The following is a 26525-nucleotide window of genomic DNA, read 5'->3' as shown; positions in this document are numbered from 1 at the left end:
AAACTTACGCTTGCTCGCCAACTACACGAATAGTGATATCCACTACTACGTCGGTATGAACAGCAACCGCAACAGGATGATCACCAACCATTTTCAATGGGCCAGTAGGCATACGGATTGAAGCCTTCTCAATCGTAAAGCCTTTAGCTTTCAACGCATCAGCAATATCGTGGTTAGTTACAGAGCCAAACAAACGACCGTCAACACCCGCTTTTTGACCGATTTCGAGAACCAAATCTTTAAGCTTGATGCCAACTGCTTCAGCAGCAGCCAATTTCTCAGCAGCCAATTTTTCTAACTCAGCACGACGTGTTGCAAAGTCAGCGATTGCCGCTTCAGTTGCACGACGGGCTTTGCGTTGTGGGATTAAGAAATTGCGAGCATAACCGTCTTTAACGCGAACGATGTCGCCTAGGTTACCCAAGTTGATTACTTTTTCTAAAAGAATGATTTGCATTGAGGGCTCCTAATTATTTCTTATGTTGATCGGAGAATGGCAACAAAGCCAAGAAACGAGCACGCTTGATAGCAGTGTCTAATTGACGCTGATATTTTGCTTTTGTGCCAGTCAAACGAGCAGGAGTGATCTTGGCGTTTTCGCCAATGAAGTCCTTCAATGTATCTACATCTTTGTAGTCGATCTGTTCCACACCGGCAACAGTGAAACGGCAATAACGCTTACGCTTGAACAATGGGTTCTGAGCTGGTTTCTTTTTGAAATCGGGTTTCTTTCCAAACGCCATGATGATTTCCTCTTTAATTTTTCAATTGAATATGGGTAATGTGGAAAACCAGTCTTTGATTACGTAGAGTCTTGGGTGCTAAGAATCCCTCGAACACTGCCTCAGCTCCTAAATCCATTCGCTCTAAATCCTTTTGTATCGGACCAATTGCGATAGCTTCAACGCTCATCTGGATTTTCCTTGCCACTCCTACCTCGTTTGCTTGTCCGCTATGTTCTAGCAAACCATGCATCACCGGTATTCCTGCTGGTGTAAATCGAATTGCGTCTTTGGATACCAAGATTGCAGTGAGGGTGAAATGATTCAACGCCGCTCCGCTTCTCTGATACGTTTTCTAGTCTGTGTATTCCTCTTCAAATTTTTAACTTAGGCTGCCGCTACTGGAGCGTCGGCTTGAGCTGATTTGCGTGCTTCTTCACGTTGCACTTCTTTCATCATGATGGAAGGCTCTGTTTCAGCTTTCTTAGTCTTGATGATGAGGTGACGCAAAACAGCATCGTTAAATTTGAACGCATGCTCGAGCTCTTCCAGAGTTTTCTGGTCGCACTCAATGTTCATGCAAACGTAGTGGGCTTTAGCAAGCTTGTCGATCATGTAAGCCATCTGACGACGACCCCAATCTTCAATACGATGAATTTTGCCGCCCGCAGCTGCTAATGTAGCTTTGTAACGATCGATCATCGCTGGCACTTGCTCGCTTTGGTCCGGATGGACGATAAAGACGATTTCATAATGACGCATCAAACACTCCTTCAGGATAAAGTCACCTGGGCGTCTTGCTAATTTCTGATGGTTGTGAAATTAGCGCCAGTGTGACAAGGTAGTAACAAATTGTATGTACAACTAACAGACACTTTTACTGCCGCTTTGCAGCGCTCACCCAACTTCAGGCAAGACCGCTATTCTAGCAAAAAAATCCTGCCAAGTCAGGGATTTACCAGCTAATTTGGCCTGTTTTTCCGCATTTAAGGCTAGCTGAAGAGCAATTCTGGCCCGGGGAGCAGAAAGCTTGCCAGAAGCTAGGCAACCATCAAGATCTTTTTCCGGAATATTGGGTAGCGTCAGGCCTGCACCAGTTCGACTGGTTCTCACCAAAGCAATGCCCCGCTTTGCAGCTCCTGCCAGCGGCTTGAGCCATTCATCATGAAAGCCACCCATCCCAGAGCCAGCCAGCACCAAGCCCTGAACTCGGGTGTCGAGCCAATGGCTGATGGTTTCTGAGCGGGCGCCGGAATGGCTAGTCAGAATCTCGACCCAAGGCCACTCATCCCCCTTAGGAATAGGTAGATCCTCTTGCCAGGCAGCCTCTAAGGCCTTCACCCCAGAAAGCCAAGAGGGGTTGATTAAGCCTACCGAACTACTGGGTGAGGCTGCAATCGGCGCATTTAAAGCGGTGGTATGGCGCTTGGACAGGTCCATTGCCATACATCCCCTGCCATCCATCACAGCATAAATACCCCCAGGGCAATTGTCTACAGGGGTTGAAGCCCAACGAATGGCATCAAGCAGGTTGGATGGGCCATCTGCCTGCGGGGCATTCGCTGGCAACATCGCCCCAGTAAGGATGACTCTTTTGCCTAAATCTTGTGCATATCTGCCGCAAACCAATTGCAAAAAGATACCGGTTTCCTCAATCGCGTCTGTTCCGTGAGTGACCACTACCCCCCTAACCAAGGGATTAGCGAGCTCTTTTCTGATCTCCTCGCCCAATCGGGTCAACAAGGACTCTGAAAGATTACGACTGTTGATATTGGCAAGCTGCCGAGTAGCTAGGGCAATTCCCGTTGGAATAGCGGAGCGGACATGGGCAAGCAAAGCATCGACCTCTACCTGGCCTGCCTCGTATTGAAGGGGGTTTTCATTGGGGCTGGCTGCCAAGCCCGCAATCGTGCCGCCCATACCCAAGACCAAAATATGGGGAGAATTTTCAGAAAGACTTGGAATCGTGCTCATTCCCTATTATCGCCCCTAAATAGCTTGAAATATCAAATACCGCTGTATACAATCCCAGTATGGACATAAATACAGTCGATTACCCAGAGGAGCTGACTGCCCTCCCTAAACTCACTCCTCGCCAGAGCGAGATTTTGGAACTCATTACTAAAGCGATCGATGAAAGTGGTTTGCCGCCAACGCGCGCAGAAATCGCCACTCAACTTGGTTTCGCTTCAGCAAATGCTGCTGAGGAACATCTGCGTGCCTTGGCAAAAAAAGGTTACATCGAATTAACGCCAGGCACATCACGCGGCATTCGGATTGCGCAACGCAATCAAACCCATCACACTAATCAATATCGCCAGATGTCATTGCCATCGGGCGCACTACAACAACTCACACTCCCACTCATTGGTCGTGTTGCTGCTGGCTCACCCATCATGGCAGTAGAGCATATTGAAAAACAAGTACCGATTGATCCAAGTTTATTTAGCAAGGGTGCTGATTACTTGTTAAAAGTAAAAGGTATGAGCATGCGTGATGCAGGCATCTTAGACGGAGATTATTTGGCCGTCAGAAAAACGACTGAAGTTCGCAACGGCGATATCGTGGTCGCTCGATTAGATGATGAAGTCACTGTGAAGCGCTGGCAGCAAAAGAAAACTGCAAACGGCATGGTGATTGAGTTGCAAGCTGAAAATCCAGACTTCAAAAATATTGTGGTGGATGGTCGTCAACCAAACTTTGCGATTGAAGGACAGGCAGTAGGCTTAATCCGGGCCGAGGGTCTGTAAGCCGCTCACTGCAAAACAAAAGGCCTCCAGTGGAGGCCTTTTTTATTTCAGCTTCGAAAAGCCATGCTGCTAATACGATCAGCGTTTGCTTGGCGCCACTACGTTGGCGTTCTTTGGAGAAGAAGTAATGGTGATGACTGTTTTAGGCCCAGCAAGAGAACCTTCATTTAATTCCACTGTAGCTGTGCGATCACCTTTTGTGAATACCAAAATACTGGTCTTGGATTTCACAGCACTAACTGTGGTCCAGCCTGCACGTGGATACTCGGACTGAAAGAAAGCATAAATATCGGTTGGGGTTTGTACACCCGATAGCACTACCCGACCCACCCAGTTATCGCCGCGCCCAATGATTAAAGAATCAGAGCCAATAATCTTGGAAGCTGCAGGCAATGGCATATCGCCCAAGAGCTGTGTCTGCACTTCTTGAACTTCTTGCGGCGTTCCTGTTGGTGAATCGCCAGAACTAGCGCATGCGCCCAATAATGCTGACAAAAACAATGCAAGAGCGCTAACTTTAAGGGAGTGAATTTTGATCATTTTTCGCTTTAGTGAATTGACGAAACTTCCGTATAGATACTGAAAGTATTTTAGGTGATGAAGCTATTTCGTCAAGCGAAATCACTGGAGGCGCGTGAGGGAATCGAACCCCCGTACGAAGCTTTGCAGGCTCCTGCCTAACCACTCGGCCAACGCGCCAGATCCTGAATCAAAAATGGGAAGCTTTTCAGGGCTTCCCATCGAACTTGGAGCGGGAAAGGAGGTTCGAACTCCCGACCTATACCTTGGCAAGGTATCGCTCTACCAGCTGAGCTATTCCCGCATAACAGGGCGATAGTTTAACAAACAATCGCGCAGAAAGCATTTTTCCTTTTCAAACCCCAAAATCAGAACCCTTAATCAGGCTCCAAAGCCTTATAGAATCAGCTTGAGAAGGTTTAGTCGATTTTTCCTGCCAACTGCGGCAGTGCTTTTTTGAGGTAATAAAACATCGACCAAAGGGTTAAAAACGCAGCCACCCAAATTAGCCAGGTACCAATTTTGGCGCAATCAAGCCATCCAAAGAGTGTGTCATTGAGCAACAGAAAAGGAATGGCTACCAGCTGCGCTGTGGTTTTTAACTTACCAACCATATGTACTGCAACGCTTTTACCTGCACCCAATAAAGCCATCCACTCGCGTAATGCAGAAATCGTAATTTCGCGACCAATGATCACTAAGGCAACCCACACTTGCACACGATCCATATTGAGTAAGACTAGCAAGGCAGCAGCAACAATTAATTTATCGGCTACAGGATCAAGGAATTGGCCAAAGGCAGATTCTTGTTTTAAGCGACGCGCTAAAAATCCATCCAACCAGTCTGTTACAGCAGCAAGCGTAAAGATGAGTGCCGCAATGAAATTTTTCTCAAAAGGAGTAAGCCAATCTCCGGGGAGATAAAAGACTGCCACCAGCAATGGAATTGCTGCAACACGCAACCAAGTTAAGGCGATGGGCAGATTGAATGGCATGCGCTAAGCATAAACTAAATTAGCCCCTTAAGCCCTAATGTAATTGACGATAAATCTGCTCTGCCAAAGTCAGTGACACTCCCTCAACACTGGCAATCTCTTCGATGCTGGCATTGGCAACGCCTTTAAGACCCCCAAAGCGGGCCAAGAGCTTCTGTCGCCGCTTGGCGCCAATACCCTCAATCTCTTCCAAACGTGAAACCGTCCGCGCCTTGGCGCGCTTTGCGCGCATCCCAGTAATGGCAAAGCGATGTGCTTCATCTCGGATCTGGGCTACCAATAACAGGGCAGCGCTGTCGATACCCAATTCCAGAGGCTCACGGCCATCCGCAAAAATCAAGGTCTCTAAACCCACTTTACGACCCTCGCCTTTTGCAACGCCGACAATCAAACTGATATCCATCCCAAACTCAGAGAGTACTTGGCGGGCCATCTCTACCTGACCTTTACCACCATCTATCAAAATAACTTGAGGCATTTTTTCTGGGGGCAGCTCTTGGAAATTGGCATAGCGTCTTTGTAAAACTTGACGCATCGCTGCATAGTCATCACCAGGAGTAATGTCGTTAATATTGAAGCGACGGTACTCACTCGACTGCATTGCATTTTTTGCATAAACCACACAGGAAGCCTGTGTTGCCTCACCTGAAGTGTGACTAATATCAAAGCACTCAATCCGCAAATGCTCCAGTCCTTCAAGATCAAGCCCCAGAATATCGACCAAGGCTCGAGCTCTCGCCAATTGACCGCCGGTTTCAACCAAACGCTTAGTCAAAGCAATCTTGGCATTACCCTCCGCCATCGCCAACCAATGGCGACGCTGTCCTTGGGGTTGATGCAAGAAGCTTACTTTTCGACCAGCTTGAGCATTCAATAAATCATGTAGATCCTCTGGCGGAGTTTCACTAGTTTGAGCAAGATCATCCGCGACAGAATGCAAAGGATGATTGAGCACCAGTACCGGTGGAATCAAGTTGCTTGTCGCACCAGCACCGCCTTCCACATCCTCTAAATAATGCTGCGTAATAAAGGCTTCTAATATTTCTGCTGGGGGCGGAAGCTCGCCAGAGCTTGTCCGCAATCCTTTAGGGAAATAGGCTCTGTCGCCCAAGTGACGGCCTCCTCGCACCATTGCGAGATTGACGCAAACCATACCTTCCATGAGTGCTACTGCAATGATGTCTACATCACCCTCACCTTCGGCAACAGTGTCCATGGATTGTTGTTGCAATACGCTGGAAAGGTCTGCGATACGGTCGCGCAATACTGCTGCCATTTCAAATTCCATCGCATCACTATGCACATGCATTTCTTTTTCAAGCTCTGATAAGACGCGACTGTGGTCACCCTCTAAGAATCGTGTTGCTTGTGCTACATCTTGGCCGTATTGCTCAACGCTCAAACGCCCAACACAAGGGGCACTACAGCGGTGAATTTGATGCAAGAGACAGGGACGGCTGCGGTTCTTAAAAACAGAGTCTTCGCAAGTTCTCAGACGAAATACTTTTTGCAAGATTTGCACACTATTACGTACGGCCCAGCTATTCGGGAATGGGCCAAAGTAATGATTGCGTTTATCAACTTTGCCGCGATAAGAGGCTAAACGGGGAAATTGATGCCCCGTTAACATGACATAGGGATAGGATTTATCGTCCCTAAATAAGATATTGAATGGCGGAGCCAACTCTTTAATGAGGTTGTTCTCTAGAATGAGAGCCTCAGTTTCAGTCCGTGTTACTGTTGTTTCATAGCGGGCAATTTTGCCCACCATCAGCGCTATTCTTGGTGATAGTTGCTTGCTTTGGAAATAACTGGATACACGCTTTTTAAGGTTACGCGCTTTGCCAACATACAAGATGTTCCCCGCTTCATCAAAGAAGCGATATACCCCCGGCAATCCGGGTAGCCGTTTAACATCCTGCTGAAGGGTTTCAAAAAGCGAATTGCTCATGCGTTGGGATATTTTCTGCCAAATCGTCGATAACTATGGTGATGCCGGTGTTTGCTGGCGCCTAGCCCGAAGCTTATCAAGTCTTCACGGACAAGAGGTGCGCATTTATTGCGATGATCTGCCAACCCTCAATTTACTCGCTTCTGGAGTTGACCCCCGTATTAAGGGCAAGATTGATATCCAACCCTGGGAGGCAAGCTATAACAATGCCCGTCATCCAGCACAAGCCCCCGATGTGGTGATTGAAGCCTTTGGCTGCGAATTACCAGAGCGCTATCTCACCAATTTATTCATTGCACCGATAAAGCCCATCATCATCAATTTAGAGTATCTGAGCGCGGAGCCCTGGATTACAGAGTTTCATGCAAAAGCTTCCCCTCAGTCGCACGGCATTCCAAAGTATTTCTTTTTTCCGGGTTTTCAAGATGAGGTTGGCGGCTTGCTGCTGGACCCTATTCCACCGGAGGGCCATCAAGTTCAAGAGCAGATTCCCCAAAACCTTCAAGAGATTTGGGCAAACCTGCGCCCTGGTGCAAAACGTATCAGCATCTTCTGTTACCCAGGAGCACCGCTTCGTAAATGGCTGACTGATTTAGGCGCCCTAGGTGAAGATGTGGATGTTTTGCTTGCGCATGGTCACGTAGAACAACTCAATCTGTATGGCGAGAAAGAAATCCAATTACCGAAAAATATTCAACTACTCTCGATGCCCTTTGTTTCGCAAGATGAATATGACTGGGTTTTATCGCAGTGTGATTTCAATATCGTGCGAGGAGAAGACTCTTTTATTCGTGCACAATTGGCTGGTAAACCATTTATTTGGCATATTTACCCTCAAGAAGATCGCGCACACGAAGTGAAATTGGCGGCCTTTTTAGATCTGTACTTGGAAAATGCCAATCAAGAACTGAGGCTGGCTACGATTGCGGCAATGACCTGGGCCATGCCAAGCGAATGGGCAAAACAGCTTGATATCTGGAATCCACATGCCAAGCAGTGGCGCGCTCATTTGCTCGAAAAACAAGGGGATGGGGGCTTGGCGGCCCGTCTAGTGCGGTTCGTCGCTTAAACCCAAGCAGCAAAGGCCTGCGGGCGGTTACAATCTTGTTTTTGATAAAAACCGCAGAAATCTCTCTGCACCCAGGAATAGCAAGATGAAAACAGCACAAGAACTCCGCGTTGGTAACGTAGTGATGATCGGCACCGATGCCCAGGTCGTTTTGAAAGCCGAATATAGCCGCTCAGGCCGCAACTCCTCCGTTGTGAAAATGAAATTTAAGAACCTGTTAACCGGCGCGCCAAACGAAGGCGTTTACAAAGCGGATGACAAGTTTGATGTGGTCATTCTCGATAAGAAAGAGTGCACCTACTCTTACTTCGCAGATCCGATGTATGTATTCATGGATGGTGATTACAACCAATATGAAGTTGAAGCAGAATTCATGGGTGATGCATTGAACTACCTCGAAGAAAGTATGCCATGCGAAGTGGTGTTCTATGAAGGTAAAGCACTCTCCGTAGCAATGCCAAATTCATTGGTTCGTGAAATCATCTACACAGAACCAGCAGTAAAAGGCGACACCAGCTCAGGAAAAGTATTGAAAACTGCAAAATTGGCCACTGGCTATGAATTGCAAGTACCTTTATTCTGCAACACTGGCGATAAGATCGAAATCGATACTCGCACCGGTGAATACCGTAGCCGCGCTAACTAATTAGCCCGCTACAAAAATAAAAAGCCCGGTACGCCGGGCTTTTTTTACGCCTCAGATCACTGAGATCTATTCATTCTCAAGCAATTAAACGGAACTGCTTTAATAAACCTTTGGCATGTTGATACTCTGCCTCTTTTTGCAAGGCATCCCATGTTAGTCCCGGTGTCTGGGGCATGAGACGGTTTAGGCGTGTAGCGGATTCGACCTGCTTAGCCTTAGAGACTTTTAATTTACCGAGTAATTGATCTGCTAAATCCGGACGATTACAAATGAGAACCGCATCGCAGCCTGCATCCAGCGCCATTTCAGCGCCCTTCACCACTGAGCCAGCAACACTTGCACCCTCCATTGAGAGGTCGTCACTAAAAATAACACCCTCAAAGCCGAGCTCTTGACGCAAGATAGAGTGCAACCAGATCTTTGAAAAGCCAGCGGGATTGCTATCGACTTTTGGATAAATCACATGCGCCGGCATGACCGATGCCAAACTGAGATCCAACCATTCATAAGGTTTTGCATCATCATTTAGGATCTCTGCCAAGGAGCGCTCATCTACTGGTATTGCCACATGAGAATCTGCTTCTGCCCAGCCATGTCCAGGGAAGTGCTTTCCACAGTTCGCCATGCCGCCTAAACGCAAACCTTCATTCAGGCTCTTTGCTAAAGCAAAAACAATTTGAGGGTCGCGATGAAAGGAACGGTCGCCAATGACGCCACTACGACCAAAATCCAAGTCCAATACAGGTGTAAAACTGAAGTCAACACCACAAGCGCGCAACTCAGTAGCGAGTACATACCCACAGGCAGTAGCCGCAGCCATTGCCAGAGCAGCGGATTCCGCCGCGTGCGTTGAATCATTCTTTGCAGTCCAAAGCTCACCAAGTTTGCGCATGGTAGGCAAATGGGTAAAACCGTCAACCTTGGCGCGCTGTACACGTCCGCCCTCATGATCAATAGAGATCAAAACATCGGGGCGTAACTTCTTAATATCCGCGGTTAGCTTGCTAAGCTGTTTGCGGTTGGCAAAGTTTCTACCAAACAAAATGACGCCGCCAGTCAGAGGATGCAGGATCCGACGGCGATCCTCTGCGTTTAACACCTGACCCACTACATCTAAAGTTATTGGGCCTGGATTCATGGCGGCTTTACTCATCTCTTCCTCTATCTCGATTGCGTTTATTTTTTGTAGTTTGGTTTTTTTATTTCTGAGTAACGATGACATGGGCAATGGCCATATCTTGCTCATCACTCACTGTCACCTGTGCTTCCCAGTTCTGATCTTGCATAAATTGCGCTAATGCGCCTAGATAAGTAGTCACGGGTTTACCGCTTGGTTCATTTAAGGTCTGCAGTGAGCGCCAAGTCATTGGCATTCTCATTCCCAGGCCAATTGCTTTTGAGAAAGCCTCTTTTGCAGCAAAGCGGGTTGCTAAAAAGGCAATGCCGCGCTTGTGATTTCTGGCAAGGCGGTGCTTAAAAATCAACATCTCATCTGGCCCCAGGATCTTTTCCGCGAGGCGACCGTTCGTACGATCATAAGCAGCCTGTAAGCGCTCAATCTGCAGAATGTCGGTGCCAATGCCAATGATCATCAATTTTTTCGCAATTAAAGTGGGCGAATACGATCTTGATGACGACCTCGAGCCATCAAGGCCTTCATATTCTCAATGGCATTTTGCCAACCTTTGAACAAAGCCTCGGCCACAATAGCGTGTCCAATATTGAGTTCAGATAATTCAGTAATAGCTGCAATCGGCATCACATTGCCCTCATGCAAGCCATGTCCAGCATTAACCCGCAATCCAAGACTCTTAGCAAACTGCGCAGCTTTACGTATACGCTCGAGCTCAGACTGTTGATCATGACCCGATAAATCTGCATAACGCCCGGTATGTAGCTCCACTACGGTTGCGCCAACATCCTTTGCCGCCTGAATCTGTTTTTCTTCTGGATCAATAAACAAGGAAACCCGAATGCCAGCCGCTTGCAGCTTCTGAGTAGCACTCTTTACCACCTCGTCATGGCCCAGAACATCGAGGCCACCCTCAGTCGTCACCTCTTCACGCTTCTCAGGCACCAAACACACATCCTGCGGTTTTACTTGGCAGGCAATCTCAATCATTTCTGGTGTAACCGCACATTCAAGATTCATGCGGGTCTTAATGAGCGGTCGCAGAGCTAGAAGATCGGCATCTTTAATATGACGGCGATCCTCACGTAAATGCAAAGTAATTAAATTGGCACCAGCCTCTTCCGCTAATCTGGCTGCTTTTATTGGGTCCGGATAAATCGTACCTCGGGCATTGCGCAAAGTGGCGACGTGGTCAATATTGATACCTAGCTCGAGATCGGAATGGGTGCTCATTGCAGTAGATTACTAGATTTTCTTCAAATCAATCAAAATTTGACGGGTTGTTAGCACCTGATCCTGTAAATGCAATCCCAATAGAAAACGCATTAATTGCTTGCTCTCGGACAGAGTCTGCGCATCCGAAAAATCCCCTGCCGCAATCGCCAAGAGGGACTTACCAGTGAGCACAGGCCAATGGCCTGGATCATCACCTTGGGCAGGGCGAACCCCACGCTCTGGCTGATACACATACTCAGTCTCAGAATCAGGCGATTGATTGGTTTCTACGCAGCGATCCAAAGCAGCTGCATAGCCAGTCTCTTGCAATAAAGACAATTCAAAGGGACGCAAGATCTCCTCCAGTCCCTTGGATTCAAATTCCAGATTGGAAAGAGCATTGATTGTTTGTGCATAGCGGTCGTAGAGTTTTTCATACTCATCCTCCCGTGCTAAAAACTTGACAAGCAATTCATTGAGATAAAAACCGCAAAGCAGAGCATCACCCACTAAGGAGGGCATTCCGCCTACCCATTCAGATTTAGTTAATGTACGGAGTTCAGATTTACCACTCCAAGAAACTAAGAGTGGTTGGAAGCGCTGCAATACTGGGCGCAATGTAGAGTGTGGCCGTTTAGCCCCCTTCGCAATCAGCGCCATTCTTCCGTATTGCCGTGTAAAGACATCCAGAATCAGGCTAGTCTCTTTGTAGGGAATGCTATGCAATACAAAAGCGGGTTCGTCAGCAACACGAATCGAGGCCATGAGGAGTTATTCCAGTCCCTGCGCCCGCAATTCAGCGCGATCATCAGCCCAGCCACGCTTCACTTTGACCCAGGTCTCTAAAAAGACTTTTCCGTCAAACAACTTTTCCATATCAATACGGGCATCCGTAGAGATCTTTTTGAGACGCTCACCCTTTTGACCAATAATCATAGCCTTATGACTATCACGATCAACCAAAATCGTGGCAGCAATGCGGCGCATCTTGCCATCCATCTTGAACTGGTCGATCACTACGGTGCTGGTATAGGGCAATTCTTCACCAGTAAAACGAAATACCTTCTCACGCAGAATCTCAGCTGCCAAAAAGCGTTCACTGCGATCAGTAATCGTGTCGCCATCGTAGACGGCCTCACCCTCAGGTAAGTAGCCCTCGAGCACGTCTAGCAGTCTCTCGATATCGCCAGGACTTTTTGCGCTCATTGGGACGATTTCAGCAAATTCGCTCTTTTGATCTTCATGTCCACCCAATTCACACCAAGGCTTTGACATCTCCTTCATGAAATTGAGCAATGCTTGATCACGCTCGGACGGGGTCTGAAAACGACTGTTAAATAAATCCAACTTATTAAGAACCAGCACTACCGGAAGATTGTCTGGCAGTAGCTTTAATACCTTCTTGTCATCTTCACCAAAATAGCCAGCCTCTACTACGAAGCAGGCAACATTGACATCTTGCAAGGCAGTAGTGACAGTGCGGTTGAGCGCTTTATTAAGCGTATTCATCAAACGCGTTTGGAAACCAGGGGTATCAATGAAAATAAATTGTGCTTCTTCGCGATTCTGAATTCCCAGAATGCGATGGCGCGTCGTTTGCGCCTTACGGGAGGTAATGCTGATCTTTTGGCCAACCAAGGCATTAAGAAGTGTGGATTTGCCCATATTGGGACGCCCAACAATGGCGATGGTGCCGCATCTAAACACGATTAGCCCTTCAGCTTAAGATTTAACTGCTCTTCGGTTGCTTCTTTCTTTGCTGCTTTTTTCTTAGCGGACCGAGTTTTCTTGGGTTTGCGAGATTCTTGAGGCAATGCCTTTAAGACTGCTGCTAACGCAGCCTTGGCAGCCGATTGTTCAGCAGCCCGGCGTGAGGCCCCCTCGCCTTTCACGGATACCTTCAGACTCGGAATCAAGCACTCCACTTCAAATTGCTGATTATGTGCGGCCCCTGTTGTACCTGTGACGTTATAAGTTGGCAGTGGCAATTGGTAGCTTTGCAAACACTCCTGTAGCAAGGTCTTGTCATCCTTGCCTAGCGTCTTCGGATCGACTTGCGCCAGAATGACAGAGTAGAGCTTGCGCAAACATTCTTTTGCGGCATCAAAGCCACCATCCAAAAAGATTGCGCCCGTGACAGCCTCTAAGGTGTCAGCCAAAATGGATGGGCGACGAAAGCCCCCACTCTTGAGCTCACCTTCGCCTAAACGGAGGTAATCCGATAAAGACAATGTTTGAGCAATCTCATACAGGGCCTGTTGTTTCACTAAGTTCGCGCGTACACGAGAGAGGTCGCCTTCATCCAAATCGGAGTAACGCTCGTAGAGCAAATCAGCCACCACGCAATTGAGAATCGAATCACCTAAAAACTCTAAACGCTCATTGTTTTTCTTGCTATGACTACGATGAGTGAGAGCTTGATTTAATAGCTCAGACTTCTTGAATGTGTAGCCAAGCCGCTCTTGCAGCGGTGCGGTTTCAATCACGGCGCGGGCGTTCATGATCGCTTACTCAAAGCTACCGATGCGCCCTAGATTGCCTAGGTTCAACCACACAAAAAATGCTTTACCGACAATATTACGGTCCGGAACAAAACCCCAGTAGCGAGAATCTGCGCTGTTATCGCGGTTATCGCCCATTGCAAAATAATGCCCTGCTGGTACCTTGCAAGTCAAACCCGATTGCTGATATTGGCAAAATTCAGATCCTGGAAAACGCTCTGTTGGGAATACGGTTGCAGGACGATCAGGGTCATTCAAGATCTCATGGCGATTACCACCAAGATCTGCCGGGAATATTTCTGTAAAACGCTTGGCATAGCGCATATTCTCTGGATCAAGATAAGGCTCGCCCCCACTGTATTGCAAAGGCTGCCCATTAATTGTTAGGCGCTTATCTTCATAAGTAATGACATCACCTGGAAGAGCTACAACACGCTTGATGTAATCCACAGACTCATCACGTGGATAACGAAATACCACGACATCACCACGCTTTGGCGTGCCCAGATCAATAACTTTTTGATTAATCACTGGCAAGCGAATACCGTAAGTGAACTTGTTCACCAAAATGAAATCGCCAATTTGCAATGTAGGGATCATCGATCCTGATGGAATCTTGAATGGCTCCACAATAAATGAGCGCAATACAAACACCGCACAGATTACTGGGAAGAATCCCGCTGTGTATTCCAGCCACAGCGGCATGCGGTCAATGCCTGCTAGGCGACGCTGCGGGGCAAAAAGCATTTTGTCAGCAACCCAAGCGATGCCAGAGACAATCACCAGGATGAAGAGGATGAGTGCGAAGTTCATTAATCCTCCACCTGCAATATAGCCAAGAAGGCTTCTTGTGGAATTTCCACGTTACCCACTTGCTTCATGCGCTTTTTACCTTCTTTTTGCTTCTCTAATAATTTACGTTTACGCGAGATATCGCCGCCATAACACTTGGCCAACACGTTCTTACGCAAGGCCTTCACGTTTTCACGAGCAACGATATTGCTACCAATCGCCGCCTGAATCGCTACATCAAACATTTGACGCGGAATGATTCCGCGCATCTTGGCAACCACTTCGCGCCCACGATGCTGACTATTACTCCGGTGAACAATCACGGAAAGCGCATCCACACGATCACCGTTAATCAAAATATCCACCTTGACCACATCAGCAGGTCGATACTCTTTGAACTCGTAATCCATGGAGGCATAGCCACGAGAGATCGACTTTAAGCGGTCAAAGAAATCGAGCACGATTTCTGCCATCGGCAATTCATAGGTGAGCTGTACTTGGCGACCCAGATAGTTCATACCCGTCTGAATACCACGCTTACCCACACACAAGGTAATGACTGAACCCACATACTCTTGCGGCATATACAGATTGACTGTCACGATTGGCTCAAGAATCGTATCAACCTTGCTGGTTTCAGGCATCTTTGACGGGTTATCCACCATCAAGATCGTGCCATCGGATTGTTGAACTTGATAAACCACCGTAGGTGCAGTAGTAATTAAGTTCATGCCGTACTGGCGCTCTAAACGCTCTTGTACGATCTCCATATGCAGCAAACCTAAGAATCCACAGCGGAATCCAAAACCGAGCGCTTGCGATACTTCCGGTTCATACAAAAGCGAAGCGTCATTTAACTTGAGTTTCTCCAGCGATTCACGTAACTGATCGTACTCACTCGCTTCTACTGGATATAAACCGGCAAACACTTGTGGCTTTACTTCTTTGAAACCCGGCAAAGGCTCGGAAGCAGGAACGCGCCCTTGCTGTCCAGGAGAATGCGTCACTGTGTCGCCTACCTTAGCGGCTTTCAACTCCTTAATACCAGCAATCACAAAGCCTACTTGACCGGCGGATAACTCCGGACGGTCTACTGACTTCGGACTAAACACACCAACGTGCTCAACCAAATGGCTTGAACCATTAGCCATTAAGGTGATTTTTTCTTTTGGCTTTAAGGTGCCATTGACTACGCGAATCAGCATGACAACACCAACGTAGTTATCAAACCAGGAGTCAATGATCAAAGCCTGTAATGGCTCGGCTGCATTGCCTTTGGGTGGTGGCACCTTAGCAATCATTTCCTCGATCACATCCGCAACACCCATGCCCGTTTTCGCTGAGCAAGTTACCGCTTCAGACGCATCAATACCAATGACATCTTCAATTTCTTTTTTAGCGCGCTCAGGATCTGCTTGTGGCAAATCGATCTTATTGAGCACTGGGACTGCTTCGACGCCCAGCTCAAGAGCCATGTAACAGTTCGCCACTGTTTGCGCCTCAACCCCTTGACTGGCATCGACTACCAATAAGGCACCTTCACAGGCAGATAAGGAGCGACTCACTTCATAAGAAAAGTCGACGTGCCCCGGGGTATCAATCAAATTGATGTTGTAAATCTTGCCGTCTTTGGCTTTGTAATTGAGCGCTGCTGTTTGGGCTTTAATGGTGATACCGCGCTCACGCTCAATGTCCATTGAATCGAGAACCTGAGCTTCCATTTCGCGATCGGAAAGACCGCCACAAAGTTGAATAATGCGATCCGCAAGCGTTGATTTGCCGTGATCAATATGGGCGATGATAGAAAAATTGCGGATTAAATCCATAGCGTCTTATTTGTTAACTCAAAAAACGCCTTGTCAGAACGCACCACAATGATGCGCTGCAAAAAGTCGTCTTAAAGGGATTGTAATGGGTGGCGCCCAAAAGGCGCCGATCCCCATTTTTTGACCTAAAAAGGGCTTATTTTGGCCTGACAGGGACTACCAAGGTGCTGTCAGCACGGCGCACAAAGACCGGAACAGCCTTATTGGCATCCAGGCCTTTAATGAGGCCCTCAAACTGCTTCACACCCGTAATATCGGTATCACCCACCCGAATAATCACATCTCCCGGACGAATCCCGGCGCGTGCCAAAGGACCATCGCCCAGACCAGTCACTTCGACCCCGCCCTTAATACTGAGGTCTTTTTTCTTAGCGTCCGATACATCGCCTACTGCCACCCCGAATACATTGGCACTATTGCCATTGGCAGCCGGTGTATCTGGCTTCTTATTTGCGGCTTGAGTGGAGTCAGTATCCGTCACGGTTACCGTTAATTCCCGAGTTGCGCCCTTACGCCAAACTTGGACTGGAACGGATGTACCTGGTTTAGTGTCACCAACAATACGAGGTAGGTCGGTCGACTTACTAATCTCACGCCCATTAAAACTGAGAATGACATCCCCAGCCTCAATGCCGCCAGCGGCAGCCGGACCATTTTGCTCAACATTACGTACATAAGCGCCACGGGGCTTGCCTAAACCTAAGCTCTCCGCAACCTCTTTGGTCATTTCACCTAAGGCAACACCAATGCGACCACGGGTCATTTTTCCATTAGCGCGTAGCTGGTCAGCCACGCGCATCGCCTCATCAATCGGAATAGCGAATGAGATTCCCATATAGCCGCCAGAGCGACTAAAGATTTGAGAGTTGATACCAATCGCTTGGCCAGCAGTATTCAACAAGGGGCCGCCAGAGTTACCAGGATTGACCGCTACGTCCGTTTGAATAAATGGCAAGTAATCACCTGTATCACGACTCTTCGCAGAAACAATACCGGCTGTTACGGTGTTTTCTAAACCAAATGGTGAACCAATCGCTAGCACCCATTCGCCCACACGTACCTTAGAAGAATCACCTAAAGGCAGCTTTGGTAAATCACGTGCTTCAATTTTCACCACTGCCACGTCGGTACGTTTATCCATACCTAATAACTTTGCCTTGAACTCACGCTTATCAGTCAAGGTTACATAAATCGTCGTCGCACCTTCTACTACGTGTGCGTTTGTCAGAATCAAACCATTCGATTCAATGATGAAGCCAGAGCCTACTCCACGATCTGCCTCTTGCGGTTTCCCGGAATTGGGTTGCGCTGGTTTTGGTCCATTGGGAATGCCAGGAATGGGCACACCAAAAAAGCGTCGGAAGAATTCGGCCTGATCTTCAGGCATACCCGGAATCCCACCTTGAGTCTGCTGAACAACGACTTTTTCAGTGGTGCGAATATTGACAACTGCTGGACTGGCGCGCTCTACCAAATCGGCAAAGTCAGGAATCGTGACGCGAGGATTTTGCGCCAGCACTGGAGATACAAAGAAAGTCTGCCCGAGACTCAAAACAGCCAGGAGCGCAATAAATTGCTTTTTCATCATGCTAATGACCTACTTGGTGAAAACCAACAATGGAGATAAAGAGAATATTAGGTCAGCTTACCAAAAATCAAGGTGCCGTTAGTACCACCAAAGCCAAAGTTGTTTTTGACGGCATGGTCGATCTTCACATCCCGTGCAGTATTGGCGCAGTAGTCCAGGTCGCACTCAGGGTCTTGATTGAAGATGTTGATGGTAGGAGGTGATTTCTGGTGATGAAGCGCCAGAATAGTGAAAACAGACTCTAAGCCACCTGCGCCGCCCAAGAGGTGGCCAGTCATCGACTTAGTCGAGTTAATGAGGGCCTTCTTAGCGTGATCGCCTAAAGCCGCTTTGATTGCTTCGGTTTCATTCTTATCACCCAATGGGGTAGATGTACCGTGAGCATTCAAATACTGAATTTGATCTGGATTGAGCTTTGCATCGCGCATGGCATTAACCATGCAACGGCGTGGACCATCCATATTAGGTGCAGTCATGTGATACGCATCACCGCTCATGCCAAATCCTAGCAGTTCGCAATAAATTTTTGCGCCACGTGCTTTAGCGTGCTCATACTCTTCCAGTACAACCACACCAGCACCTTCGCCAAGAACAAAACCATCACGGTCTTTATCCCAAGGACGTGATGCAGTCGCTGGATCATCATTGCGTGTTGAGAGCGCTCTTGCAGAAGCAAAACCACCAACACCTAAAGCAGAGATCGTTGACTCAGCACCACCGGCAACCATGACATCAGCATCACCGTACTGAATTAAACGTGCTGCTAAACCAATGCTGTGTAAACCAGTTGTACAGGCAGTAACCGCAGCTACGTTTGGACCCTTAAGGCCAAACAAAATGCTGAGGTGACCAGAAATCATATTAATGATTGAGCCGGGCACGAAGAATGGAGAAATGCGACGAGGGCCACGAGCTAGAAGCTCAGCGCCTGTCTCCTCAATCATTGGCAGGCCGCCAATGCCAGAGCCGACCATCACGCCAATACGCTCAGCGTTCTGTTCGTTAACCTCTAAACCACTGTCGCGAATTGCTTGCGTACCAGCAGCGATACCGTAATGGATAAAGGTATCCATGTGGCGCGCTTCTTTGGCAGAAACATATTCTTCAACATTGAAATCCTTCACCTCTCCAGCGAAATGAACGCTAAGCGGGGTGTGGTCAAACTTGGTGATGGTAGCAATGCCTGATTTGCCCGCGAGCAAATTAGACCAAGCCGCATCAACCGAATTACCAACAGGTGAGATGAGGCCAAGGCCGGTGACTACTACCCGGCGTCGGCCATTTGATACTGACACAGTAATACCTAAGCTAGGGAATTAACCCTGAGCTTTTGATTTAGCGAAGTCGATCGCGAGCTGAACTGTGGTGATCTTTTCAGCTTCCTCATCAGGAATTTCGATACCGAATTCATCTTCCAAAGCCATAACCAGCTCAACAGTGTCAAGAGAGTCAGCGCCCAGGTCGTTCACGAAAGAAGATTCATTCTTGATATCTCCTTCTGCGACGCCCAATTGCTCAGCGACGATTTTCTTAACGCGTTGTTCGATGTTGTCCATTAATTTCCCCAGGGGTTGTAAAAAACGATGGAAGGATTTTATCAGCTTGGCGGACGCATTTAGCAAATCCGCTAAAAAATGACCAAATCCTTGCTTGCCGTTAGGCTAAATAGAGGCCGCCATTAACGTGGAGGGTGTTTCCCGTAACGTATCCAGCTGCTGGAGAGGCCAAAAAGGCTACTGCCTGGGCCACATCCTCAGGACTACCTAGCCTTGCCAGCGGAATGTTCACTTTTAGGGCATTTTGCTGCTCTTCGCTCAGGGCGCGCGTCATATCGGTATCAATAAAGCCAGGTGCCACGCAATTTACGGTGATATTGCGGCTGCCAATTTCACGGGCTAGGGCCCGTGTCATGCCAGAGACGCCAGCTTTGGCAGCGGCATAGTTCGCCTGACCAGCATTACCCATGTGCCCCACAATCGACGTGATATTAATAATGCGGCCGCCACGCGCTTTCATCATTGGGCGCAGCACTGCTTGCGATAAACGGAAAACAGAGCTTAGATTGGTATCAATCACATCTGTCCACTCTTCGGACTTCATCCGCATCGCTAGGTTGTCGCGCGTAATGCCGGCGTTATTTACCAGAATATTAATGCCACCAAAGTCTTTCACGATTTGATCAATGATGTCTTCACAAGCGTTTGGCACAGTGACATTCAATACCAAACCAGCACCGCCAGAAGGCTTCAAACGCGCATCAATGGCTTTAGCTCCATCCTCAGAAGTTGCTGTACCAATGACTTTTGCGCCGCACTTTACCAACTCATCTGCAATCGCTTGGCCAATACCGCGTGAGGCGCCTGTTACTAAGGCAATTTGTCCGCTTAAATCAAGGTTCATATGTCTTCCAGTATTTCTTTTAATTATTAATTGACTGTCTAATTGATGTAATGATTACTTCAAGCTAGCTAGAATTTCATTCAGACTAGCTTCATCAAATACAGGCACACCAGTTACCTGATCGTTAATGCGCTTGGTAAGCCCTGCCAATACCTTGCCTGGACCACACTCCACCACTTGTGTAATGCCTTGTGCAGCCATCGCCTGGATAGTCTCTTGCCAACGCACTGGTTTTGCAGCCTGGCGTACTAAAGCATCTTTAATGGCGACAGGATCGTTGAGGATTTCAACATCCACGTTATTAATCACTGCAATCGTAGGCGCGTTAAATTCAATATTGGCTAAGTAGCCTTTGAGCTTTTCAGAGGCAGGCTGCAATAAAGAAGAATGGAATGGCGCAGAAACCGGCAAAGGCAAAGCCCGTTTTGCACCAGCAGCTTTTAATAATTCACAGGCCTTGCTAACGGCATCACTCGCACCAGCAATCACGACTTGACCTGGAGCATTGAAATTCACCGCCTCAACCACACCGCCAGAAACTGCACTCGCTTCAGCGCAGACCTGAATCACCATTGCGTCATCTAAACCCAGGATGGCTGCCATACCACCAGTACCAACAGGCACAGCAGTCTGCATTGCTTCTGCACGAAACCGCACTAATGGCACAGCATCTTTAAATGCAATCACACCAGCAGCAACCAAAGCGGAGTATTCGCCCAAGCTATGTCCTGCCATCACTTTAGGTGTTGCACCACCTGCAGCCAACCAGGCGCGATAGAACGCAACCGCAGCAGTGAGCATTACGGGCTGGGTATTAGTAGTTAAGGACAGTGCTTCAGCAGGTCCTTCTGCTATCAGCTTTGCAACATCCTCACCTAGAGCATCGGAAGCTTCTTGCAAGGTTGCACGAACTTCAGGGCGCTGCGCAATGGAATTGAGCATGCCAACAGATTGAGAGCCTTGTCCGGGGAATACAAATGCAAATGTCATGAGATTAATTTACTAAATAATGAAAATTGAATGTATACAGATAAACGCGCATTAATACTTCAGGGCAACCGCTCCCCACGCAAAGCCACCACCGACACCCTCTAATAAGAGATGTTGACCGCGCTGAATTTGACCAGAGCGTACACCGACATCAAGGGCTAATGGAATTGATGCTGCTGAGGTATTGCCATGCTCATGAACCGTCACGATGACTTTATCCATGGACATGCCCATCTTTTTCGCAGTGCCTTCCATGATGCGGATATTGGCTTGGTGGGGCACCAACCAATCGATTTGCTCAGGCTTGAGATTTGCTTTTTCCAGAACCTCATGGGCAACCTGCTCTAAAACCTTCACAGCCAACTTAAACACTGCTTGGCCATCCATCGTCATAAAGGGTGAACCATGAACTGCGCCATTACCAGAGCGTCCTGGCACACATAAAATATCGCGCTGACTACCATCTGCATGCAGCGCAGTGGACAAAATACCGGGCTTGGCAGAAGCTTCTAAAACGACTGCGCCAGCACCATCACCAAACAATACGCAAGTGCCGCGATCTTGAAAATCCAAAATGCGAGAGAAGGTTTCTGCGCCAATCACCAATACTTTTTTATAAGAGCCTGCACGAATAAATGCATCTGCAGTTGCTAGCGCATAGGTAAAGCCAGCACAAACCGCCTGCACATCAAACGCTGCACAGGCAGTGTGTGCGCCCAATTTATCTTGCACAACGCAAGCTGTACTGGGGAAGCCGCCCAAATGATCAGGTGTAGAAGTCGCCAAAATAATGAGGTCTAAATCTTCTGACGTTATGCCGGCACTATCTAATGCAGCTTGTGCAGCCTTCACCGCCAAATCACTGGTTAATTCGTTTTCAGCTGCAAAGTGACGCGCAGAAATACCGCTTCGGGTTGTAATCCACTCATCACTGGTCTCTAAACCAGTCTTGGCTAGACGCTCAACTAAATCTTGGTTTGTTAAACGCTGCTCAGGAAGATAACTTCCAGTGCCCGCTACTCTTGCAAAAATACTCATTCTTTTGTCTCCGCTACAAAGGCTGCAGCAATACGTTCGACCATGCGATTTTTGGCCGCCTCATATGCGCGATCCAAAGCAAAACCAAATGCAAAACGATCTGCAGAGCCATGGCTCTTAATCACACAACCACGTAAACCCAACAATACAGCACCGTTGTAGCGACGATGGTCCACGCGTTTGCGTACACGCAACAATGGCACCATAGCGCAAATTGCCATAAGCTTGGTCAGCAATGAACGATTAAATTCTTCACGAATCATGCCACTCATCATCTTGGCTAAACCTTCGCTAGCCTTCAGCACCACGTTACCCACAAATCCATCGCACACAACAATATCAGTAGTGCCTTTAAAAATATCATTGCCTTCTACGTTGCCATAAAAGTTTAATTGGGTTTGACGCAACAATTCGCTGGTTTGCTTCACCACTTCATTGCCCTTAATCACCTCTTCACCAATATTGAGAAGACCAATCGACGGGTTTTGTTTGCCATCAACCACCTGCACCATGACATTGGCCATTTGGGCAAATTGAACCAAGTGCATCGGCTCACAATCTGCATTGGCACCCAAATCCAACATCGTCGTACCGCGCCCTAATTCATTGGGGATTGCAGTAGCAATGGCAGGGCGATCAACGCCATCTAAGGTTTTGAGGATGTAGCGAGAAATCGCCATGAGCGCGCCCGTGTTACCAGAGGAAATCACGGCATCAGCGGCACCCTCTTTGACTTGCTCGATTGCAACTCGCATCGAAGAATCTTTTTTGCGACGCAAAGCAACCTCAATCGGGTCATCCATCAACACGACTTCGCTTGCAGAAATAATTTGAATGCGCTCAAGAGGCGCCTTGGGAGATTTGCTCAAGACTTGCTTGATCAAATCGGGATCGCCTACGAGGGCAATCTTGACATCAGCATGTTTTTCTAAAAAATCACAGGCAGCGGGAACCGTCACGACGACCCCATGATCTCCGCCCATGGCATCAATAGCAAGAGTAACGCTCATAAACTCATTGATTGCTGCAAGTGATTTATCCAAGAAAAAAGCGGCTTGAACTGGAGCCGCTTCTATCTGTTTAGACTAAAAAATTAGTCGTTTTTAGTTTTAACAACTTTACGACCACGATAGTAGCCGTTAGGTGAAATGTGGTGGCGCAAATGAGCCTCACCAGTTGTGGCTTCAACAGCCGTAGCAGGTGCGGTCAAAAAGTCGTGCGCACGGTGCATGCCACGTTTGGAAGGTGATTTTTTGTTTTGTTGAACGGCCATATTGAACTCCTAAGCAAGGCGACATTCTAGCATGGAAATGTGTCTAAATGCTTGATTTACCGAGAAAGCACATTCAAAACAACAGACTTGAAAAGACCTGAGTTTTTAGTTTTTCTTCATATTTTTCAATATGTTAAAGGGATTTTCCCGCTCATCCAAGACCTCTTCGCCCACTTCTTCCCCAAATACTGAGGCATGCGGCTCACAAAAGCCCTCTGGATGTTTTGGAATCAAAGGTAGGGACAGCAAAACCTCATCCTCGATGGTTTCTAGGAGGTTGAAGTGCTGGCTAGCTACTAGGGGCTCCTGCTCCTCATCCTCCAGAGGATAGGCATCAGCCTCCTCTTCGGTAGCAAGCAAGACAAAACGGCGGTTTTCAGCCAAATCAACTGCACAATCCTGCAGACACCGCTGGCAAATGAGGTGAATGCGGCCTTTTAGCCCTAAATTGAGGATTTGATGGGGCTCGCTGCCAGGCGAATCCTCGAAATGGGTCTGAACCTCCCAATGAAACCCGTCGCCCCCAACCACTGTAGATGCCTCCTCGGCAACCCGAGGAAGGTCAGAGATATTGAGAAAACCGGCGCCGCGATAGGATTGCGGGGCACAAAAATCAACCCGCCTCAAGGCGCTAGGGTCTGCCGATAACTGGACTTGAGGTAAAACTTGATTACGATTCATGACATCAGTCTAAATCAAGACATCTACGAAAGTTAGCAGCAATGAGTATTTCAACAAAATCATTCTCCAATACATCCTCAAATCCCCCGCTGATTTTGGGGTCGACCTCTGTGTATCGACGCGAACTACTGGAGCGCTTGCGCATTGCGTTTGAGGTAGTTTCTCCCAAGGTGGATGAGACACCACAAACCGGCGAGAGCTCTTTGGATTTAGCGCTCCGACTTGCACAAGCAAAAGCGGCTGCCGTAGCAAAACAACATCCCAATGCTTGGGTGATTGGCTCTGATCAAGTCGCTGATTTATGCGGAGCTGCTATTGGCAAACCAGGGAATTTTGAAAGAGCTTTGGCACAACTCCAACTCATGCGCGGTCAAACGGTGACCTTTCATACGGCACTCTGCCTCATGAAAGGCGACGCCTTCACAACGTTGAGCGTGCCAACTGAAGTCACATTTCGCAAACTCTCAGATGAGGTTTTAGAAAACTACTTACTGGCGGAAGAGCCATATGATTGCGCTGGTAGCGCTAAGTCAGAGGGCTTGGGCATCAGCTTACTAGAGTCCATCAAGAGCGCTGATCCTACTGCCCTGATTGGCTTACCCCTCATTGCCTTGACTGGCTTACTGCGTGATGCAGGGTTTACGATTCCCTCAAAAAATCTGTAATAAAAAAGAGATACGGACGAACTTCCCAATGGCAAAACTTGGCACGCTTTACTTAGTTCCTAATACATTGGGTAATGATGCACGCCATGAGCAATTACCATGGGTGCTACCTAGTGAAACCATTGCCTGTACCGCCAAGCTGACGCATTGGATCGTCGAAGATGCAAAGACAGCGCGAGCATTTTTAAAGTCCGTAGATAGTCTGTCTCCTTTGGCATGCACGATTCAAGAAATGCAAATGAGTGAATGGCGTGGTGCCGCACGCAATGCTAAGTATGGTGATGCCGTAAAACCGGCTGATCTATTAAAGCCCTTAATGGCTGGCAAGGATGTGGGTCTCATGTCAGAAGCGGGCGTGCCAGGTGTGGCAGATCCCGGCGCTGAATTAGTGCTTGCTGCCCATCGGCTTGGCGCACAGGTCAAGCCACTCGTAGGTCCTAGCTCGATTTTGTTGGGCTTAATGGCAAGCGGCCTAAATGGTCAACGCTTTGCTTTCCAAGGCTATGTACCCCATGACAACCAAGAACGTATTGCAAAACTCAAACAACTAGAAGTAGAGTCTCGCAAATTACAACAAACCCAAATTTGGATTGAGACGCCTTACCGCAATACAGCAATGTTGATGGCATGTATGAATGCGCTAGCACCACAAACATTGCTGTGCTTAGGCATTGATCTGAGCTTACCTTCGGAAATGATCACAACCTTGTCGATTGCCGATTGGCGTAAACGCTATCCCAATGAAGCAGCTTGCGCTTCCTTACAAAATAGGCCAACGATATTTCTATTGTTGGCCTAAAGAACTGCGCTTTGATAGCTTTACTTACTTAAGATCTGGAGCCTTCACCAAGGCTTTACCAGCAGCAGCGCCAGCTTCTGCACCAAAACGTTTAGCAACGCGTTCAGCAAAATTTTCTTTCATTGTGTAGTCGAGCACGTCTGGTGCTTTAAAGATGTCGCGCGCAACAGAATCCACAGTGCCATAACCATCCACCAAGCCCAACTTAACAGCCTGCTCACCATTCCAAATGCGCCCCGAGAAAAGATCTGGCGTATCTTTTAAGCGAGAGCCACGACCTTCTTTCACAACGGCAATAAATTGCTGATGAATTTCATCAATCATGGTCTTGACCATCTCTACCTGCTTAGGCTCTTCTTTGCTAAATGGATCGAGCATGCCTTTGTTTGAGCCCGCGGTAATCATGCGACGAGTCACGCCCAGCTTATCCATCAAACCCGTAAAACCAAAGCCTTCCATGATTACACCGATAGAGCCAACCAAACTCGCTTTATCGACCAAAATTTGATCAGCAGCAACAGCAACGTAGTAGCCACCGGAAGCGCAAATATCCTCCACCACTACATAAAAGGGCTTATTGGGATACAGCTTACGTAAACGATGAATCTCATCATTCATCATCCCAGCTTGAACTGGGGAACCCCCAGGACTATTAATCCGCAGGATGACGCCTGCGCTATGTTCATTCTCAAATGCCGAAACGAGTGAAGCATTGATATCCATAGCATTGGCCATGGAACTCGAAGAGATCTCGCCCTCGAGCGTGACCAACGCGGTGTGTTTCTCAACCCCCATACCGCGCCCCGGAAGATGAAAGTCAAATACTGAAAGTACTACGGCAACAATCACCAATAAGGTCAACACGCGCAAAACGGCTTTCCAGCGGCGCGCCTTACGAGTCTCTTTTAAATTCTCCAAGAGCAAATGCTCGAGTGCTTGTCGCTCCCAATTGGGGTTTGGATTATTTTCCATA

Annotated in this window: 31 protein-coding genes and 2 tRNA genes; 5 read left to right on the top strand and 28 right to left on the bottom strand. The window is 47.9% G+C overall.

The window, feature by feature from the left end; all coding sequences use genetic code 11:
- Window positions 1–4 precede the first annotated feature (4 nt).
- From rplI to ICN24_RS03460, 5 genes are all read right to left on the bottom strand, one after another.
- Window positions 5–457, bottom strand: a complete 453-nt coding sequence (gene rplI / locus ICN24_RS03480; RefSeq protein WP_216221352.1) for a 50S ribosomal protein L9 — start codon at window positions 455–457, stop codon at window positions 5–7.
- Between the two features lie 13 nt (window positions 458–470).
- A complete protein-coding gene (gene rpsR / locus ICN24_RS03475) occupies window positions 471–743 on the bottom strand; it encodes a 30S ribosomal protein S18 (RefSeq protein WP_076022861.1) in 273 nt (90 codons plus the stop codon).
- Window positions 744–756: 13 nt separating this feature from the next.
- Window positions 757–1050 carry a primosomal replication protein N gene (priB, locus tag ICN24_RS03470; protein ID WP_216221351.1) on the bottom strand — a complete coding sequence of 98 codons (294 nt, stop codon included), beginning with the start codon at window positions 1048–1050 and terminating at the stop codon, window positions 757–759.
- 59 nt (window positions 1051–1109) lie between these two features.
- Window positions 1110–1484: a 30S ribosomal protein S6 gene (rpsF, locus tag ICN24_RS03465; RefSeq protein WP_216221350.1), complete on the bottom strand. Its 375-nt coding sequence runs from the start codon at window positions 1482–1484 to the stop codon at window positions 1110–1112.
- 135 nt (window positions 1485–1619) lie between these two features.
- Entirely contained in the window at window positions 1620–2696 is a 1077-nt protein-coding gene (locus ICN24_RS03460) for an asparaginase (protein ID WP_216221349.1), read from the bottom strand.
- Between the two features lie 59 nt (window positions 2697–2755).
- On the opposite strand from ICN24_RS03460, the gene lexA reads away from it, so the two are divergent.
- Window positions 2756–3472: a transcriptional repressor LexA gene (lexA, locus tag ICN24_RS03455; protein ID WP_216221348.1), complete on the top strand. Its 717-nt coding sequence runs from the start codon at window positions 2756–2758 to the stop codon at window positions 3470–3472.
- Window positions 3473–3550: 78 nt separating this feature from the next.
- Here the strand turns inward: lexA and ICN24_RS03450 are convergent, their stop codons facing one another.
- The 5 genes from ICN24_RS03450 to uvrC all read right to left on the bottom strand — a co-directional run bounded on the left by ICN24_RS03450 (window position 3551) and on the right by uvrC (window position 6937).
- A complete protein-coding gene (locus tag ICN24_RS03450; protein ID WP_216221347.1) occupies window positions 3551–4012 on the bottom strand; it encodes a hypothetical protein in 462 nt (153 codons plus the stop codon).
- Window positions 4013–4097: 85 nt separating this feature from the next.
- Window positions 4098–4171 (bottom strand) — tRNA-Cys (locus tag ICN24_RS03445).
- A gap of 48 nt (window positions 4172–4219) precedes the next feature.
- Window positions 4220–4295 (bottom strand) — tRNA-Gly (locus ICN24_RS03440).
- A 115-nt stretch (window positions 4296–4410) separates the two neighbouring features.
- Window positions 4411–4986 (bottom strand): CDP-diacylglycerol--glycerol-3-phosphate 3-phosphatidyltransferase, encoded by a 576-nt coding sequence (gene pgsA, locus ICN24_RS03435; protein WP_216221345.1) that lies wholly within the window; start codon window positions 4984–4986, stop codon window positions 4411–4413.
- Between the two features lie 34 nt (window positions 4987–5020).
- A complete protein-coding gene (uvrC, locus tag ICN24_RS03430) occupies window positions 5021–6937 on the bottom strand; it encodes an excinuclease ABC subunit UvrC (RefSeq protein ID WP_216221343.1) in 1917 nt (638 codons plus the stop codon).
- On the opposite strand from uvrC, the gene earP reads away from it, so the two are divergent.
- Window positions 6936–8006 carry an elongation factor P maturation arginine rhamnosyltransferase EarP gene (earP, locus tag ICN24_RS03425; protein WP_216221341.1) on the top strand — a complete coding sequence of 357 codons (1071 nt, stop codon included), beginning with the start codon at window positions 6936–6938 and terminating at the stop codon, window positions 8004–8006. The two genes, uvrC and earP, sit on opposite strands and share 2 nt — an antisense overlap.
- Before the next feature lie 85 nt (window positions 8007–8091).
- Window positions 8092–8652, top strand: coding sequence for an elongation factor P (gene efp / locus ICN24_RS03420; RefSeq protein WP_068322160.1), 561 nt, complete (start codon window positions 8092–8094; stop codon window positions 8650–8652).
- Between the two features lie 76 nt (window positions 8653–8728).
- Here efp and nagZ read toward each other — a convergent pair whose 3' ends face one another.
- From nagZ to ICN24_RS03335, 17 genes are all read right to left on the bottom strand, one after another.
- Entirely contained in the window at window positions 8729–9805 is a 1077-nt protein-coding gene (gene nagZ, locus ICN24_RS03415; RefSeq protein WP_216221339.1) for a beta-N-acetylhexosaminidase, read from the bottom strand.
- A 46-nt stretch (window positions 9806–9851) separates the two neighbouring features.
- Window positions 9852–10244 carry a holo-ACP synthase gene (gene acpS, locus ICN24_RS03410; protein WP_216221338.1) on the bottom strand — a complete coding sequence of 131 codons (393 nt, stop codon included), beginning with the start codon at window positions 10242–10244 and terminating at the stop codon, window positions 9852–9854.
- A 14-nt stretch (window positions 10245–10258) separates the two neighbouring features.
- A complete protein-coding gene (gene pdxJ, locus ICN24_RS03405) occupies window positions 10259–11017 on the bottom strand; it encodes a pyridoxine 5'-phosphate synthase (protein WP_216221336.1) in 759 nt (252 codons plus the stop codon).
- Between the two features lie 12 nt (window positions 11018–11029).
- A complete protein-coding gene (gene recO, locus ICN24_RS03400; protein WP_216221334.1) occupies window positions 11030–11764 on the bottom strand; it encodes a DNA repair protein RecO in 735 nt (244 codons plus the stop codon).
- A 6-nt stretch (window positions 11765–11770) separates the two neighbouring features.
- Window positions 11771–12664, bottom strand: a complete 894-nt coding sequence (gene era / locus ICN24_RS03395; protein ID WP_216859906.1) for a GTPase Era — start codon at window positions 12662–12664, stop codon at window positions 11771–11773.
- A gap of 44 nt (window positions 12665–12708) precedes the next feature.
- Entirely contained in the window at window positions 12709–13500 is a 792-nt protein-coding gene (gene rnc, locus ICN24_RS03390; protein WP_216221330.1) for a ribonuclease III, read from the bottom strand.
- Window positions 13501–13506: 6 nt separating this feature from the next.
- The gene (gene lepB / locus ICN24_RS03385; protein ID WP_216221329.1) at window positions 13507–14313 is read right to left on the bottom strand and encodes a signal peptidase I; all 807 of its coding nucleotides are present in this window, start codon (window positions 14311–14313) and stop codon (window positions 13507–13509) included.
- The gene (gene lepA, locus ICN24_RS03380; RefSeq protein WP_216221326.1) at window positions 14313–16118 is read right to left on the bottom strand and encodes a translation elongation factor 4; all 1806 of its coding nucleotides are present in this window, start codon (window positions 16116–16118) and stop codon (window positions 14313–14315) included. The genes lepB and lepA overlap by 1 nt, the downstream gene beginning before the upstream one ends.
- A gap of 136 nt (window positions 16119–16254) precedes the next feature.
- Complete coding sequence (locus tag ICN24_RS03375) at window positions 16255–17706, bottom strand: DegQ family serine endoprotease (RefSeq protein ID WP_216221325.1); 1452 nt, start codon at window positions 17704–17706, stop codon at window positions 16255–16257.
- Window positions 17707–17753: 47 nt separating this feature from the next.
- Complete coding sequence (gene fabF / locus ICN24_RS03370; protein ID WP_216221323.1) at window positions 17754–19001, bottom strand: beta-ketoacyl-ACP synthase II; 1248 nt, start codon at window positions 18999–19001, stop codon at window positions 17754–17756.
- A gap of 21 nt (window positions 19002–19022) precedes the next feature.
- On the bottom strand, window positions 19023–19262 hold the full coding sequence (gene acpP / locus ICN24_RS03365) for an acyl carrier protein (protein ID WP_028819177.1): 240 nt from the start codon (window positions 19260–19262) through the stop codon (window positions 19023–19025).
- Between the two features lie 100 nt (window positions 19263–19362).
- The gene (fabG, locus tag ICN24_RS03360) at window positions 19363–20106 is read right to left on the bottom strand and encodes a 3-oxoacyl-ACP reductase FabG (protein ID WP_216221321.1); all 744 of its coding nucleotides are present in this window, start codon (window positions 20104–20106) and stop codon (window positions 19363–19365) included.
- A 54-nt stretch (window positions 20107–20160) separates the two neighbouring features.
- Complete coding sequence (gene fabD, locus ICN24_RS03355; RefSeq protein ID WP_216221319.1) at window positions 20161–21096, bottom strand: ACP S-malonyltransferase; 936 nt, start codon at window positions 21094–21096, stop codon at window positions 20161–20163.
- Between the two features lie 51 nt (window positions 21097–21147).
- The gene (locus ICN24_RS03350) at window positions 21148–22134 is read right to left on the bottom strand and encodes a beta-ketoacyl-ACP synthase III (RefSeq protein ID WP_216859881.1); all 987 of its coding nucleotides are present in this window, start codon (window positions 22132–22134) and stop codon (window positions 21148–21150) included.
- Complete coding sequence (gene plsX, locus ICN24_RS03345) at window positions 22131–23144, bottom strand: phosphate acyltransferase PlsX (RefSeq protein WP_216221318.1); 1014 nt, start codon at window positions 23142–23144, stop codon at window positions 22131–22133. The genes ICN24_RS03350 and plsX overlap by 4 nt, the downstream gene beginning before the upstream one ends.
- Window positions 23145–23227: 83 nt before the next feature.
- Window positions 23228–23407, bottom strand: coding sequence for a 50S ribosomal protein L32 (gene rpmF, locus ICN24_RS03340; protein ID WP_011902241.1), 180 nt, complete (start codon window positions 23405–23407; stop codon window positions 23228–23230).
- 105 nt (window positions 23408–23512) lie between these two features.
- Complete coding sequence (locus ICN24_RS03335) at window positions 23513–24088, bottom strand: YceD family protein (RefSeq protein WP_216221317.1); 576 nt, start codon at window positions 24086–24088, stop codon at window positions 23513–23515.
- 41 nt (window positions 24089–24129) lie between these two features.
- On the opposite strand from ICN24_RS03335, the gene ICN24_RS03330 reads away from it, so the two are divergent.
- Both ICN24_RS03330 and ICN24_RS03325 read left to right on the top strand, forming a co-directional pair.
- A complete protein-coding gene (locus ICN24_RS03330) occupies window positions 24130–24753 on the top strand; it encodes a Maf family nucleotide pyrophosphatase (protein ID WP_216221316.1) in 624 nt (207 codons plus the stop codon).
- 28 nt (window positions 24754–24781) lie between these two features.
- Complete coding sequence (locus ICN24_RS03325) at window positions 24782–25552, top strand: SAM-dependent methyltransferase (protein ID WP_216221315.1); 771 nt, start codon at window positions 24782–24784, stop codon at window positions 25550–25552.
- Between the two features lie 24 nt (window positions 25553–25576).
- Here ICN24_RS03325 and sppA read toward each other — a convergent pair whose 3' ends face one another.
- On the bottom strand, window positions 25577–26524 hold the full coding sequence (sppA, locus tag ICN24_RS03320) for a signal peptide peptidase SppA (RefSeq protein ID WP_216221314.1): 948 nt from the start codon (window positions 26522–26524) through the stop codon (window positions 25577–25579).
- Window position 26525: the final 1 nt, after the last annotated feature.

The sequence above is a fragment of the Polynucleobacter sp. UK-Kesae-W10 genome, assembly GCF_018881575.1.
Taxonomy (GTDB): domain Bacteria; phylum Pseudomonadota; class Gammaproteobacteria; order Burkholderiales; family Burkholderiaceae; genus Polynucleobacter.
The sequence above is the reverse complement of the archived record's forward strand: the minus strand, read 5'-3'. Positions and strand labels throughout refer to the sequence as shown.